General features: G+C 41.9%; 14 protein-coding genes. All 14 read right to left on the reverse strand.

Going from position 1 to position 13590, the window contains the following annotated elements; genetic code table 11:
* Positions 1 to 17: 17 nt before the first annotated feature.
* Positions 18 to 1232, reverse strand: coding sequence for an LL-diaminopimelate aminotransferase (locus tag BLV53_RS07095; protein ID WP_090299158.1), 1215 nt, complete (start codon positions 1230 to 1232; stop codon positions 18 to 20).
* A gap of 23 nt (positions 1233 to 1255) precedes the next feature.
* Positions 1256 to 2044 (reverse strand): phosphoribosylformimino-5-aminoimidazole carboxamide ribotide isomerase, encoded by a 789-nt coding sequence (gene hisA / locus BLV53_RS07100; protein ID WP_090299160.1) that lies wholly within the window; start codon positions 2042 to 2044, stop codon positions 1256 to 1258.
* A 62-nt stretch (positions 2045 to 2106) separates the two neighbouring features.
* A complete protein-coding gene (locus BLV53_RS07105; RefSeq protein WP_090299163.1) occupies positions 2107 to 3414 on the reverse strand; it encodes a M18 family aminopeptidase in 1308 nt (435 codons plus the stop codon).
* Positions 3411 to 3989, reverse strand: coding sequence for a flavin reductase family protein (locus tag BLV53_RS07110; RefSeq protein ID WP_090299166.1), 579 nt, complete (start codon positions 3987 to 3989; stop codon positions 3411 to 3413). Before BLV53_RS07110 ends, BLV53_RS07105 begins: the two co-directional genes overlap by 4 nt.
* A complete protein-coding gene (locus BLV53_RS07115; protein ID WP_090299169.1) occupies positions 3989 to 4885 on the reverse strand; it encodes an exonuclease domain-containing protein in 897 nt (298 codons plus the stop codon). Before BLV53_RS07115 ends, BLV53_RS07110 begins: the two co-directional genes overlap by 1 nt.
* Before the next feature lie 98 nt (positions 4886 to 4983).
* Entirely contained in the window at positions 4984 to 5688 is a 705-nt protein-coding gene (locus tag BLV53_RS07120; RefSeq protein ID WP_170830780.1) for an adaptor protein MecA, read from the reverse strand.
* A gap of 221 nt (positions 5689 to 5909) precedes the next feature.
* Positions 5910 to 6818 (reverse strand): dihydroorotate dehydrogenase, encoded by a 909-nt coding sequence (locus BLV53_RS07125; protein WP_170830781.1) that lies wholly within the window; start codon positions 6816 to 6818, stop codon positions 5910 to 5912.
* The gene (locus BLV53_RS07130) at positions 6818 to 7582 is read right to left on the reverse strand and encodes a dihydroorotate dehydrogenase electron transfer subunit (protein ID WP_170830782.1); all 765 of its coding nucleotides are present in this window, start codon (positions 7580 to 7582) and stop codon (positions 6818 to 6820) included. The genes BLV53_RS07125 and BLV53_RS07130 overlap by 1 nt, the downstream gene beginning before the upstream one ends.
* A gap of 72 nt (positions 7583 to 7654) precedes the next feature.
* Positions 7655 to 8572, reverse strand: coding sequence for an orotidine-5'-phosphate decarboxylase (gene pyrF / locus BLV53_RS07135; protein ID WP_090299182.1), 918 nt, complete (start codon positions 8570 to 8572; stop codon positions 7655 to 7657).
* Positions 8573 to 8774: 202 nt separating this feature from the next.
* Positions 8775 to 10052: a dihydroorotase gene (locus tag BLV53_RS07140; RefSeq protein ID WP_090299185.1), complete on the reverse strand. Its 1278-nt coding sequence runs from the start codon at positions 10050 to 10052 to the stop codon at positions 8775 to 8777.
* Between the two features lie 70 nt (positions 10053 to 10122).
* A complete protein-coding gene (gene dtd / locus BLV53_RS07145; protein WP_090299188.1) occupies positions 10123 to 10569 on the reverse strand; it encodes a D-aminoacyl-tRNA deacylase in 447 nt (148 codons plus the stop codon).
* The gene (locus BLV53_RS07150) at positions 10570 to 11628 is read right to left on the reverse strand and encodes an SGNH/GDSL hydrolase family protein (protein WP_242879043.1); all 1059 of its coding nucleotides are present in this window, start codon (positions 11626 to 11628) and stop codon (positions 10570 to 10572) included. It lies immediately after the preceding gene.
* A gap of 14 nt (positions 11629 to 11642) precedes the next feature.
* Positions 11643 to 13235, reverse strand: coding sequence for an MBOAT family O-acyltransferase (locus BLV53_RS07155; RefSeq protein ID WP_090299191.1), 1593 nt, complete (start codon positions 13233 to 13235; stop codon positions 11643 to 11645).
* 4 nt (positions 13236 to 13239) lie between these two features.
* Positions 13240 to 13473, reverse strand: coding sequence for an acyl carrier protein (locus BLV53_RS07160; protein ID WP_090299194.1), 234 nt, complete (start codon positions 13471 to 13473; stop codon positions 13240 to 13242).
* Positions 13474 to 13590: the final 117 nt, after the last annotated feature.

Genomic DNA, 13590 nt, shown 5'->3' on the forward strand with positions numbered 1-13590 from the left:
TATTTTTATATAAACTATTAAAGTGTCTTTATTCTTTCAATGGCTCTAACTGTATTTTCAGCAGAACCAAATGCTGTCAGTCTGAAGTAACCTTCACCTGATGGGCCGAAGCCTGCGCCAGGGGTACCTACTATCTGAACCTTTTCAAGGAGATAATCAAAGAAATCCCATGATGTCATGTTCTGTGGAGTCTTGAGCCAGATATATGGAGCATTAACGCCACCATATACCTCGAAGCCTGCGTCCTTAAGACCTGTGTAGATAGTCTTTGCATTGTTCATGTAGTAGCCAACCTGCTCACGTATCTGAGCCTGTCCTTCTGGGGAATAAACAGCCTCACCGGCGCGCTGAATGATGTAAGGTGCACCGTTGAATTTGGTGCCGTGACGACGAGCCCACATTCCGTGTAATGAAACTCCGTCGAATACCAAATCCTTTGGAACTACTGTGTAACCAAGGCGTACTCCTGTGAAGCCAGCATTCTTTGAGAATGAGTGAATCTCGATGGCACATGTCTTGGAGCCAGTACATTCGTAAATACTGTGTGGAACATCTGCCTCGGAAATATATGCCTCGTATGCAGCATCAAAAATAATAAGGCTGCCATTTTTGTTAGCGTAATCAACCCACTGCTGAAGCTGACTCTTTGTGAGAGTAGTTCCTGTAGGGTTGTTTGGAAGACAAAGATAGATTACATCTGGTGTCTCCTTTGGAAATTCTGGAACAAATTTATTATCTGCTGTGGTAGGCATGTAGATTAAATCTGACCATTTACCAAGGGTCTCATCATAAGTACCAAGACGGCCTGCCATAACATTTGAATCCACATATACAGGATATACAGGGTCACATACGGCGATTTTAACGTCTTGTGCAAAAAGCTCCTGAATGTCTGCTGAGTCTGACTTTGCTCCATCAGAAACAAAAATCTCATCTGCGGAAATATCACAACCTCTAGTCCGATAATCATTTTTAGCGATTGTCTCACGAAGGAATGGATATCCCAAATCTGGAGCGTATCCGTGGAAGCTATCAGCTGCGCCCATCTCGTCAACTGCGCTGTGAAGTGCGTTAATCATAGCTGGTGCTATAGGCTGAGTAACATCACCGATACCAAGTCTGATTATATCTGCATTAGGATTGGCCTCGCTGTATGCGGCCACCTTTTTAGCTATAGTTGAAAAAAGATAGCTTCCTGGAAGCTTTTGAAAATTAGTATTAACCTTGAACATGTCTGCCACCTAAATCCTTTCAATTACCTGTGTACGATTCTCTTTACTATCCTGTCATAGGACAAGTCACCACCAAACAAATCAAGGCAAGAGCCTACTGTAAAGTCCATAACATTATCCGAAAGATAACTGATAAGCTCGATGTCGCTATAATCGTGAACACCACCTGCATAGGTAATAGGGACTCTCTTATAAGGGGCAAGTAAACCAACCAAATCTCTGTCGATTCCCCCCTGTCTGCCTTCAACATCTGCTGCATGAATCAAGAACTCATCACAGAAATAAGCCAATCTATCCAGGAAATTATATGTAATTACCTCTTTAGAAATCTTCTGCCATCTGTCTGTAACAATAACAAATCTGTCATCCACTCTGGTGCAGGATAAATCAAGTACCAGGTGCTCTCGGCCAATCAACTTTGATAAATGTGCCAAAGCATCATAATCAACTCTTCCATCGTTAAACACGTAGGATGTAACAATAACATGACTCGCACCAGCATCTATATATTCCTGGGCTGTCTTGTCATCAACACCGCCACCATATTGTAATCCACCAGGATATGCCCTAAGTGCCTCCAGGGCCATCTCTTTTGATGCCTCGTACTCTTTGGTGCCCTTCATGTTGAGATTGATAATATGGCCTCCCTTGAGACCATCCCTTTTGTAAAGATTAGCAAAATATGTCGCATCCTTATCTGCAACAAAATTCTCTTTTGGTTGACCATTTTCCTTTCCTAAATCTGAAAGTGTAGATCCGACAATCTGCTTCACCTTGCCATTGTGAATGTCAATACATGGCCTAAACTGCATAATTCATAATCCTCCCGGCCGTTATACTTTTCGTTTATTTCTTTATCACGCTAAAGTGTGACTTACAACAAAGTATAACTGCTAAGACCGTTACTTTCAATAACAGTTTCGTAAAATTTAGTTGCGATTTTAAGTAAATATTCGGTATCTTTCACACCTGCTGTCTCGAAAGGAGAATGCATGGCAAGCTGAGGTAATCCAATGTCCACTCCGTTGATGGAAACATGAGCATTTGAGATGTTTCCAAGAGTGGAACCACCTGCCACATCAGAGCGGTTTACAAAGGTCTGATAAGGCACGTCTGACATTTTACAAAGCTCTGTGAAAATGCCATATGCCAGTCCATCTGTCATGTACTTTTGATTGGCGTTGAATTTTACGACTACACCCTCGTTCATGTAGACCTTGTTTGTTGGGTCACTCTTTTCAGAATAGTTTGGATGAAGTGCATGGGCATTGTCCGCAGATACCATAAATGAATTGGCAATAGCTTCTAGAAGCTTCGATTGGCTCTTATTCATAGCCTCATTTATACGCACCATTGCGTCATATAAAAATGTTGAATCAGCTCCCTGCTTTGTTCCGCTACCCACCTCTTCGTTGTCAAAGGTTACATGTATGGAAACTGATGAATCAGTATTGTTGGCTTCAAGTAATCCTCTCATTGAACTGTAGGAGCACTGCAAATCATCCAGTCTTCCGATGGATATAAATTCGTCCTTGGCGCCCCATACACGGCCTGCATCTCTGTTGTATAAGAATAGGTCTGAACCGATTATATCATCAGCCTTAACCTGCAGAGATTCAGCTACAAGCTCCTTTAGATTAAAGTTTTCATCCATTGAAATAAGTGGAAGCAAATCCTTTTGAGCATTGTATTTATATCCATCATTGGCCTCACGGTTCATGTGAATCGCAAGGGATGGAAGCATGCATAGGTCACGGTCTAAATTCACAAGTCTAGTTTCGATGGTGCCCTCTCCAGCTCTTACGATGGCGCGACCTGCTATAGATAAAGGTCTGTCAAACCAAGGTGCCATAAGCATACCGCCGTATCGCTCTGTATTTAGCTTTACATAGTGACCTTCCTTCATCTCTGGCATTTCCTTAATTCTAAAGGTTGGTGAATCTGTGTGGGATGCCATAATCATGAAGCTCTTGTATTCCTTTTTAGGCATTCTAAAGGCCAAAATAGAAGAACCATTTCTGGTGACAAAATAATTGCCGCCAAGCTTGAGATTCCATTCAGTTGCTTCTGATAGCTCCTCAAAACCTGCGGCTAAAAATTCTTTTCTTTGATTAGCCACCACATGAAACTGTGATGGACTGCTTTCTATAAAATCAAATAATCCTCTTACTGTCTTATTCATTTCTTTTTCTTGCCTTTCTTTTTTACTGAATATCCAAAAGTCCCCTGTGGGCTGGTAAGTCCAAAATAAGTGCCATGGCTATATGCCAAAGGCTTTGATTTTTCAAGCTCAAAGCGCCCTGTTTCATTCATGTATTTTTCGTCTGCGTGGACGCATAATACATCTGCCACAAACATAGTGTGGCTGCCATATTCATGAACCTCGCGAACTCTGCATTCAATGTTTACAGGAGATTCCTCAATGAGTGGTACATCTACCTCATCTGCCTGAACCTTGTGAAGGTTGCAGCGCTGAAATTTGTCTACGTCTCTGCCTGATGTAACACCACAATAATCTGTGGCAAAGGCTAGTTCTTCTGTGGTTAGGTTGATAGCGAATTCCCCGGTTTCCATAATCATAGAATAGGAATATCTGCTAGGCCTTACTGAAATATAGGCCATAGGCGGATTAGTGCAGACTGTTCCTGTCCATGCAACAGTCAGGATATTATCCTTGCCATCCTTTCCTCTGCAGGTAACCATAACTGCCGGCAGTGGATATACCATATTCCCTGGCTTCCATTTTTGCTTTGCCATTAGCTTTCTTCCTTTCCTAGCATCATCTCGGAGAAGGTGCCCATATAGGCGTTGCCCTTTCCAAGTAAAAATTCTAAATCGTCCATAAAGGCTTTGGTTTTAGGATCATCAGCAAATCCCTTTTCTTTAAGCTCTTCAAGGAACTGCTCTCCTAACTTCGAATCGATGATATAGTTCTCATCTGACTCCGGGTCATCAAAGCTGCGGTTTTTAACGTATTCGCCACGGAATTTTTTGTATTCGGCAGCCTTTACGCCGTCAAACTTCATTCCGTCTGTTTCGATAATGCGAATGCACTGAAGCATATCCTCAGCGTCGTTTAAAGCGTTGTGAGCTACATAGCCACCAAGACCGCATATGGTCTTCATATCTGCAAGAGAAAGATTGGCATCAAGGCCACCTGTAATGTCCAAGCTTACTTCCTTTTGGATGTTCTCAAAGGTGCTGATAAATTTAGCAACGCTTCTCTTGAGAGGCTTGTCTAAATTGCGGGATTCGAAATCTCTTTGGAAATTGTTTTTATCTCCGCCCCAAACGCAAATCTTGCCAACCTGCCATTTTTTGATGAGAGTGATGAGCTCTGTCATAACATCCTCGTAGGCCGGTGCGTTTTCAAGCTCCTCATTTGTGAGGCCTGTGAGCTCTGTGATGAGTGGCGGCAGCTTGTGTCCCCTGGTGAGCTGAACTGTGGAATAGAATCTGTCCAGCTCCTCATGGGCTGGATTTGTGATAACAATACCTACAGAAATAACGTCCTCAATGGAGCTTTTCTTGAAGCGGGCGCTCAAATATTCAGCGTCCAAAAAAGCCTGATTCTTGCCTTTATATCCAAGGGGTGCAGTCTGACTTGGTCCCTTAACTTTTTTAGTTGTTTTAGATGAATTTGATGTTGCCAATTAGTTTTTCTCCATTTAAAAATCTCTAGTCATTGTATCACATAATTGTGATGAAAAAAACGGGCAGCACTCTCGCTGCCCGTGATAAATCTATTTAATTAAATCTGTGATAGAACGTTTATACAGTCCTCACAAATGACATCTCCGTGCTCTAACAAAAATGCTCCGTCGAAGCTTTCCGTGAACATCTGAGAAGCATACTCAGCAATCACAAGAATAACTGCTGAAATCTGACGACGTGTAAGCTCGAAATTAAGCTTTACATAGTAATCATCACCATAACGGTAAAGCACACTTTGAATACCTTCAAATTTTGGAATGTGCTTGCACAATTCAATAGCTGAATCCAAATCCTGCAAGATGGCCCACAGAGGAGTGTTAAGGTACTGACTTGTTACCTCATCCTTGTTGTCAGCAATGACTTCTGCTGACTGAACAGGCACATCTGCTGTGCTGCCTTTAATCGCTGTAACTGGATCTTTTTTGGTGGTAGAAAGTGTTTCCTGTAAACCTGTTAAATGCTTTTTTAATTCCTCGATAGCTGTAGCCAGACCTGAACTTGAATCTGGGGATATAAGTAGAGCTACATCACCCTGCGGCATAACTGTCATCTGTACGCTGTAGGCTTTTGCATGAGTCTGTATTCCTAAAGTCTCACACGCCTCAGCTAGTATATCCCTGATAAAGCTTTGGGTTTTTTCCTGGTCACTGACGAAATCTCCAAGCTCCATGCCGTTCTGTTCCATTTCTTCTTTGGTGATTACGCATCTGATTTTGTCCTCACCTATCTTCTTGAACTTCATCAGTTCCCTCCTTTCAAAAAAATTATAGGCTTTTCTAGTAACCCACATGTAGTCATATAAATCGTTATATATGGGAATTATTTTCGTAGATTGTATCTAAAGTGTAGCAAATGATTTTATATGTGTCACGCATATTTCTGAGTTCTTTCTCTGAATAATTAGTGAACTGAGACACAAATCCCCATATACTGTCTAATACCCGATTTTTTTCACAAAACCCTTTACTTTACAATACCCACTATTGAATTAATGTCATTTATTTTCTTGCGCTCTAGATAGTCAATCATGCCTGCAAGAATGTCGGTAGTAGCTGTTGGATTATAGAAATTTGCTGTTCCAACTGATACAGCAGTTGCCCCTGCCAGCATCATTTCAATGGCATCCTCCCAGGTAGAAATTCCCCCCATTCCGATTATAGGGATTTTCACTGAGTTAGCACACTCGTATACCATTCTAACTGCGATAGGATGAACAGCAGGACCTGACATACCTCCGGTCTTGTTTGCTAGAACAAAACTCTGACGTTCTACATCGATTTTCATTCCTGTGAGAGTATTGATTAATGAAATAGCATCAGCACCCCCAGCCTCTGCGGCCTTGGCCATAACCTTTATATCCGTGACGTTAGGCGAAAGCTTCATTACAATAGGCTGCTTGGCGTGAGATTTAACAAGACGAGTTATTTCCTCTACTGCTTTAGGATCCTGACCAAAGGCAATACCGCCTTCCTTAACATTTGGACAGGAGATGTTGATTTCAAGCATATCCACTCTTGGCTCGTTTGCCAATCTCTCAACCACTTCAATATATTCTTCGGCTGAATGACCGCAAACATTAACCAAAACTTTAGTATTTTCAAACTGTTCCAAAAATTTCAAATCTCGTTCACAAAATACCTCTACTCCAGGGTTCTGCAACCCGATGGCATTGAGCATTCCTGAGCGAACTTCTGCGATTCTTGGTGTAGGATTTCCAGGCCATGGCACATTTGCCACACCCTTTGTGACAACAGCTCCAAGGCTATTTAAATCTACGAATTCAGAGTATTCCATTCCTGAACCAAAGGTTCCTGAAGCCTCCATGATTGGATTTTGAAACTCCACTCCAGCAATAGTAACTTTTGTATTCATTATAGAACCACCTCCGTAGATAAAAATACTGGGCCATCCTTGCAGACACGCTTGTTATTTACGTGGCTGTGATCATCCTTTTCTGTAGACTGGCATACACAGCCTAAGCATGCTCCAACACCACATGCCATGCGCTCCTCCATTGAAACATAGCATTTGATGTCCTTTTCTTTAGCGTATTCAGCAACTGCCTTAAGCATTGGCTTAGGGCCGCAAGCGTAAATCACATCTGCTGTGAGGTGGTTTTCTCTCATTGCATCCACAACTGTGCCATGAGTTCCTACAGAGCCGTCATCTGTGGCAATAATTAAATCTGAGGCAACATCTGTAAATTCCTCAACAAGGAATAAATCGTCGTTACGATAACCCATTACAGCTATAACATCGCCAGGAAGCTGTCTTGCAAGCTCGTACATTGGTGGCACACCAATTCCACCACCTACTACGATGGCTTTTTGTCCTTCAAGTGGAAATCCATTGCCAAGTGGTCCCATAACCTCTACACGGTCACCAAGCTTAAGCTCTGAAAACTCTTTGGTTCCTGCACCTGCTACTCTGTACACTACCACCATCAAACCATATTCTTTATTGATTTCGCATATACTGATTGGACGAGGTAAAAGCTTGCTGCCATCGTTTGGAAAGATATTTATAAACTGACCTGGAACAGCATAATCACATATTTTTGTTTCTAAGACCAATCTGAAAATACCTGAGGCTAACTCCTCCTGATGTATGACAGTGGCTGTTTCTTTTATTTTCATTATTACTATATCTCCTTAAGTTGTAAAAACTATCAGTGGACTTTTGTCCGCTCCCCTTAAGGGGATAATAAATTAGAAAGCGCTTCTGATATCTTCAAGCATATCCTCTACTGCTGCACGGCTGGCACCTGCAAAATTCTCTTCGCCAAACTTAGCATATTTTTCCTGCTGATATGCTGCAATGATTCCACGGCTTGAGTTTACGATTGCTCCAAGCCCATCCTCGTTGAAGAAGTTTACAAGATCAGCACCCTTACCGCCCTGAGCACCATAGCCTGGCACAAGGATATAGGTGTGTGGCATAAGCTTTCTAAGCTTTGCACCCATCTCAGGATATGTAGCGCCTACAACAGCACCTACATTTGAATAGTCACCATCCATTGACTCTGAGCCCCACTCCTCAATCTTTTCAGCCATATGCTCATAAAGTGGACGGCCATCGATAAGTCTGTCCTGGAACTCACCAGAGGATGGGTTAGAGGTCTTGCAAAGTACGAAAATACCCTTGTCTTCCTCGTTACAAACATCTACGAAAGGCTTAACACCATCTGTACCAAGATAAGGATTTACTGTAGCCATATCTGCATCGAAGCCCTGATATTTGTAATCCCCTACCTGAACGCTACCAAGATGTCCTAAAGCATAAGCTGTTGATGTAGAACCGATGTCGCCTCTTTTGATATCAGCTATTACGATAAGGCCAAGCTCCTTTGCGTAATCTACTGTTTTCTTGTATGCAATCATACCAGGGATACCGAAGCTTTCATACATAGCAATCTGTGGCTTTACTGCAGGGATTAAATCTGCGCAGGCATCCATAATCTGGCGGTTGTAGTCAAACATTGCCTCTCCTACAGCCTCTAAAGTCTGGCCGCATTCCGCTGTCCACTTATCTACAAGTGACTTGGGCATAAGCTTTAAGGTTGGGTCTAAGCCTACTACTATAGGGGCATCTTTCTCTTTAATCTGGGTAATGAGTTTTTGAATCATGACATTTTCCTTTCTATAAAAACATGTAGTCCGCTTGTTTTGGTAACAAATAGTTAATTTCTTGTTACGCTCACAAACTTGGTATTGCTACACTCAACTAGAAATGTTTCGCTTTAGCAATACCAAATTTGAGAGCTACAAGGCTTAATTATTTGTTCCCAAAACAAGCTCATCTATGAATTTTAGATTAAATCATTGTCTTTTACGCTTCATATACGACGTTGCCACCGAAAATGGTCTTTACGACGCGGCCGGTTACGTGGCGGTTTTCGTATGGCATGTTTTTGGATTTGCCTACGAAGTCGGCAGCGTGGATTTCGTATTCTGCTTTTGGATCAAATATTGTGATGTCTGCGGCTTTGCCTACTGACAAATCACCTAAGTCCTTACGACCAAGTATTCTGGCTGGATTACTACTCATGTATGCAGCCATTGTAAGAGGTGTGATAAGACCTGTTAGAACAAGCTCGCTGTATGTAAGACTTGCACTGGTTTCAAGACCTACAATGCCAAATGGTGATGCAAAGCCCTTTGATTTTTCTTCTGCTGTGTGAGGTGCGTGGTCGGTGGAGATTACTTCAAAAATGCCCTCTGCCAAACCCTGGCGCAGCTTATCTCTGTCAGCCTTTGTGCGCACTGGTGGGTTCATTTTATAATTACCATCTCCTGGCACTATATCGTCTTCTGTAAGTGTAAAGTGATGTGGGCAAACCTCTCCAGATACTTTTACACCTGCAGCCTTCGCTTCTTTAATAATATCGTAACTTTCCTTTGTAGAGCAATGACAAAGATGAAGTGTGGCACCTGTTTCTTCAGCAAGCATTATGTCTCTGGCTTCGATGATATTTTCCACGGCATTGCTGATTCCTTTTTCGCCCATAGCATCTGACTTTGAGCCCATGTTCATTACACCGCCCTGCACCAGATTGATGTCCTCACAGTGAGCCAGCACTGGAATATTTTCCTTTGCTACTATTTTCATAGCTTCTCTATAAAGGCCTGAATCCATTACTGATTTGCCATCCTCGGAAATAGCTGGAATACCGGCTTCAATCATTCCCTGTAGATCAGAAAGCTCCTTGCCCTCCATGCCCTTTGTGACAGAGCCTACCTGAAGAACTCTGGTGAGGCCAACGCTCTTTGCCTTGTCATGAACATAGTTTACAAGCTCAGGATTATCTACTACTGGCTTTGTGTTTGGCATGGCAAGCACTGTGGTAAAACCGCCTCTGGCTGCTGCCTTTGAACCAGTCTCAATGTCTTCTTTTGCTGTTTGTCCAGGATCTCTGAAATGTACGTGCATATCGATAAGGCCAGGCATTACATAACAGCCTGCCGCATCGATTACCGTATCAAAAGAAACGGGAACAATACCAGCCTCTACAGCTGAGATAATGTTCCCGTCAATTTTAATATCCAATATTTCGTCTGTGTTTGTAGGTGGGTTTAGGACCCTGCCGTTTTTGATTATAAGACTCATAATTTTCCCTCATCTACCGCTTACACGGTCACCCCTCCCCACTTTTTGGGGAGGGCAAATTTAATATCTATCAAATATTATCAGAATCTAACACAATAGTAAATGGTCCATCGTTTAAAAGTGAAACCTTCATGTCGGCACCGAAGGAACCTGTCTCTACGTGATAACCCTCTGACTTACATTTTTCAATGATGTATTCATACATTTCGTTTGCCATGTCTGGGGCACCAGCTTCAATAAAGGATGGGCGATATCCCTTTTTACAGTTGGCATAAAGTGTAAACTGGGAAATGAGAAGAAGCTCTCCTCCCACATCTGTGAGAGAAAGATTTATCTTGTCATTTTCATCATCAAAAATTCTTAGACCTAAAAGTTTTTTCACCATCTTATCTGCAATTTCTTTGGTGTCATCGCCTGACACACCTATAAGTACAAGAAAGCCCTTTTTTATCTGGCCAATGACCTGACCTTCTACTGCAACAGAAGCTTCGTTTACTCGTTGAATAACAAATCTCATTTATTCCTCCTCTGGCTCATGTACACTGCCATATTTTTCCAGGTTGTCAGTTTGACGCTTGATTTCTGCATTATATCTTTCGGTAACATCTGACCAGTAGGCTTCAAGTCCTGCTTCACCTCGTCTATCAGGTACCTTGAAATCCTCTGAAAGAATTTTGCCAAAATACTGGGACAGCTTTTCAGCTCCTGCAAGATTTAAATGAAGTCCTCCGTCGTAGGTATCCTTTGTCCAGTCAAGTCCAATCTCATCCTGATAGTTCAGGAAATTTATGTAGGTGAGATTGTTTTCTGCGGCAAAATCTGTAATCTGTTTGTCCCACTCATCGTACCAATATGGATAAAGTGTTGGTGCCTTTACCAAAATAAGCTCCACATCATTATCCTTGCAAAGCTTTGTAAGCCTGTTTAAATAATCATATGCGTTATCGCCAAATGTGTAATCTGAAAGCGGTCTGCCCTCAGGAACATCTGCGGCTTCCTTTACATCCACTCTCATGTAATAGCCATTGAAGGCTACCTTGTCTCTGTGGAAAAGATACTCTACATCGTCAGAGTTTAAATCACTCCAGCGGCTGTGATATCTGAGTAACGGAAATACGTATTCGATGAAATTTTCATCCTCTGTCATGGAAGCATTGATATTGTCTATCTTGCTTTTTGACCAACGCATTCCATCGATGGACATTCTGTTGTAGGCCTCGTTTTGTGGCTCATTATATTTCATGGAAAGTACATTGAAAACAATGACATCAGGATGCTCTAGTTTTATAGTCTCCTCTGCCAGATAGTAGGACTGCCAGATAAGCTGTTGTGCGCTTCCTCGGATGTATGAATTGATACCAAAATTTTCCCAAAGATAAACCGGCGAGATATTTTCGTAGAGCTCGCAGTCTCCTATGAACACCACGTTGTGGTCTGTAGGATCATCATAGTATTCTTCTATCATGGCACCCTCCAGGATGCCTGACATGTATTTGGGTTCTAATAGTTTTGTGGCTAAGTATAGGCCTGAAATGGATAATGCTAAAATCAGGACTATGGATAATATTTTTCTCATTTGATGCTCCGTAATCAAAATTGATTATATATAAACTGGCTGGCTGAATATCCGATTCCGTAGGCTCCAAAAATGATGGTGGCCATAAGAAGTCCGTACCAGCACAGGAAACGAACAGCTGCAGGCTTACATGCGATTTTCTCTCTGACTGAGCCTGAGCGTCCTGACAAGCTGACTGCTATAAGAATCAACATTCCGATAAATACTACTAAATAATCACTTGCTGTGATTCCCATTCCTATGAATGCATCAGCATTGAGCTGGGAAAGATGCGACTGTGTAAATATGCTACCAAACATTTTAAAGGTAAGTGGCACATCTCTATAACAGTCAAACATACGAAGGCTTGACATAATAAGCACAGTACGGATAACTCTAAACAGCTTCCAGCCAAAGGTGCCCTCCACCTTTACCTTGCTATGGAACCATCTGTAAAATGGCTCAAGCTCCTGTGAAATCATGATGACTACAAAGTTGCCAAGTCCCCATACGATAAAGTTCCAGCTGGCCCCATGCCAGATACCTGTGGTAAACCATACGATAAAGCTGGATAAATATACTGGAACTCTCTTTCCAAGGTTATTGCCCAGACGAGCTCTTGATTTTTTAGAGAGCTTCATCATAAACTGGCTGGCACTGATAGGATAAAAAATATAGTCTGTGAACCATGTTCCCATAGTGATATGCCATCTGTTCCAGTATTCCTTAATGTTCTTAGAAAAATATGGGCGCATAAAGTTTTCGGTTACCTTGATGCCCATGGTCTCGGCTACACCGATGGTAATATCAATTCCACCTGTGAAATCTGCATAAAGCTCTAAGGCATAAAACATTGCACCGGCAAATGCGTACAACCCTGTGTAAGTGTCAGTGTCTGCGATAATTGCCTTTACAGGTACTAGGATTCTGTCTGCTATAACAAGCTTTTTGAAGAAACCCCAAAGGATACGCTCTAATCCGAAAGATACTGTCTTCCAGTTAAATCTGTGTTCCTCATAAAGTGTCTGACTCAAATCCCCGTAGCGGCTGATAGGTCCCTGCACCAGCTGAGGGAAAAATGAAACAAAAAGTGCAAACTTGAATAGATTCTTTTGGGCTTCAAATTTACCATTGTACACATCAATGAGATACCCCATTGACTGGAAGGTATAAAATGAAATACCCATTGGAATAATCAAATCAACAAATGATATCTGGCCTTTGTTTCCAAAGGTGCCAATGATGTTATTGATATTTGCGATAGTGAAGTTTGTGTATTTTGTAACTGCAAGAATGCCCAGGTTGAACAGCAGGCATACTAGAAAAATCCTTTTTTCTGTTGCATGCTCCTTGGCTTTTAGAGCCTTGCGTTCTTCCTTTTCATATTCTTTTTTATGCTCTTTAAACCATGCCTCAAAGGATAGCTTTTTATCAGATATCTGCTTTGCGGCATAATAAGTGGATGCAGTGGTAATGGCTATAAAGATAAGATATCTTGGGTCTGCTATAAAATAGAATGCATAGCTGGCAAGAAGCAGGAAGGGCCACTGAGCCCTTCCTGGTAATAGGTAATAAACAATGAATACTACTAGCAGAAATCCTAGAAATTCATAACTGGTAAATAACATTTAATTAGTCCTCGTCGTCAAGCTTTGACTGAATAAGTGCGTAGATTGTTTCGGCTGAAGCAAAATTCTCTGGTGTGAGCTCTGCAGCTCCGATGGTTACGTCAAATTCCTCGTTGATTTCTGAAATCAGCGAAACGATGTCGAAGGAATCTAAAATTCCCCCGGTTACCAAATCTTTGGCTGTGGTAAAGTCCACCTCAGGATGTAAGTCATTTAAAATTTCAATAAGTTCATTCATTTTGTTTTCCTCCTAAAAATCAAGTCCGGTGGTTACGCCTACAAACTATAGGTCTCTACGGTCGACTAGGAATGTCTCCCTTAAGAGACCTATAGTTTGCAGACTACCACCTCATCT

Source organism: Pseudobutyrivibrio sp. ACV-2 (assembly GCF_900107545.1).
Taxonomy (GTDB): domain Bacteria; phylum Bacillota; class Clostridia; order Lachnospirales; family Lachnospiraceae; genus Pseudobutyrivibrio.

What these genes read in the sequence shown, in the direction of transcription:
- BLV53_RS07160 (WP_090299194.1), bottom strand. Translation starts at nt 13,473, where the DNA reads ATGAATGAACTTATTGAAATTTTAAATGACTTACATCCTGAGGTGGAC.
- BLV53_RS07105 (WP_090299163.1), bottom strand. Translation starts at nt 3,414, where the DNA reads ATGAATAAGACAGTAAGAGGATTATTTGATTTTATAGAAAGCAGTCCA.
- BLV53_RS07110 (WP_090299166.1), bottom strand. Translation starts at nt 3,989, where the DNA reads ATGGCAAAGCAAAAATGGAAGCCAGGGAATATGGTATATCCACTGCCG.
- BLV53_RS07095 (WP_090299158.1), bottom strand. Translation starts at nt 1,232, where the DNA reads ATGTTCAAGGTTAATACTAATTTTCAAAAGCTTCCAGGAAGCTATCTT.
- BLV53_RS07140 (WP_090299185.1), bottom strand. Translation starts at nt 10,052, where the DNA reads ATGAGTCTTATAATCAAAAACGGCAGGGTCCTAAACCCACCTACAAAC.
- BLV53_RS07125 (WP_170830781.1), bottom strand. Translation starts at nt 6,818, where the DNA reads ATGAATACAAAAGTTACTATTGCTGGAGTGGAGTTTCAAAATCCAATC.
- BLV53_RS07120 (WP_170830780.1), bottom strand. Translation starts at nt 5,688, where the DNA reads ATGAAGTTCAAGAAGATAGGTGAGGACAAAATCAGATGCGTAATCACC.
- BLV53_RS07150 (WP_242879043.1), bottom strand. Translation starts at nt 11,628, where the DNA reads ATGAGAAAAATATTATCCATAGTCCTGATTTTAGCATTATCCATTTCA.
- BLV53_RS07130 (WP_170830782.1), bottom strand. Translation starts at nt 7,582, where the DNA reads ATGAAAATAAAAGAAACAGCCACTGTCATACATCAGGAGGAGTTAGCC.
- BLV53_RS07155 (WP_090299191.1), bottom strand. Translation starts at nt 13,235, where the DNA reads ATGTTATTTACCAGTTATGAATTTCTAGGATTTCTGCTAGTAGTATTC.
- dtd (WP_090299188.1), bottom strand. Translation starts at nt 10,569, where the DNA reads ATGAGATTTGTTATTCAACGAGTAAACGAAGCTTCTGTTGCAGTAGAA.
- hisA (WP_090299160.1), bottom strand. Translation starts at nt 2,044, where the DNA reads ATGCAGTTTAGGCCATGTATTGACATTCACAATGGCAAGGTGAAGCAG.
- pyrF (WP_090299182.1), bottom strand. Translation starts at nt 8,572, where the DNA reads ATGATTCAAAAACTCATTACCCAGATTAAAGAGAAAGATGCCCCTATA.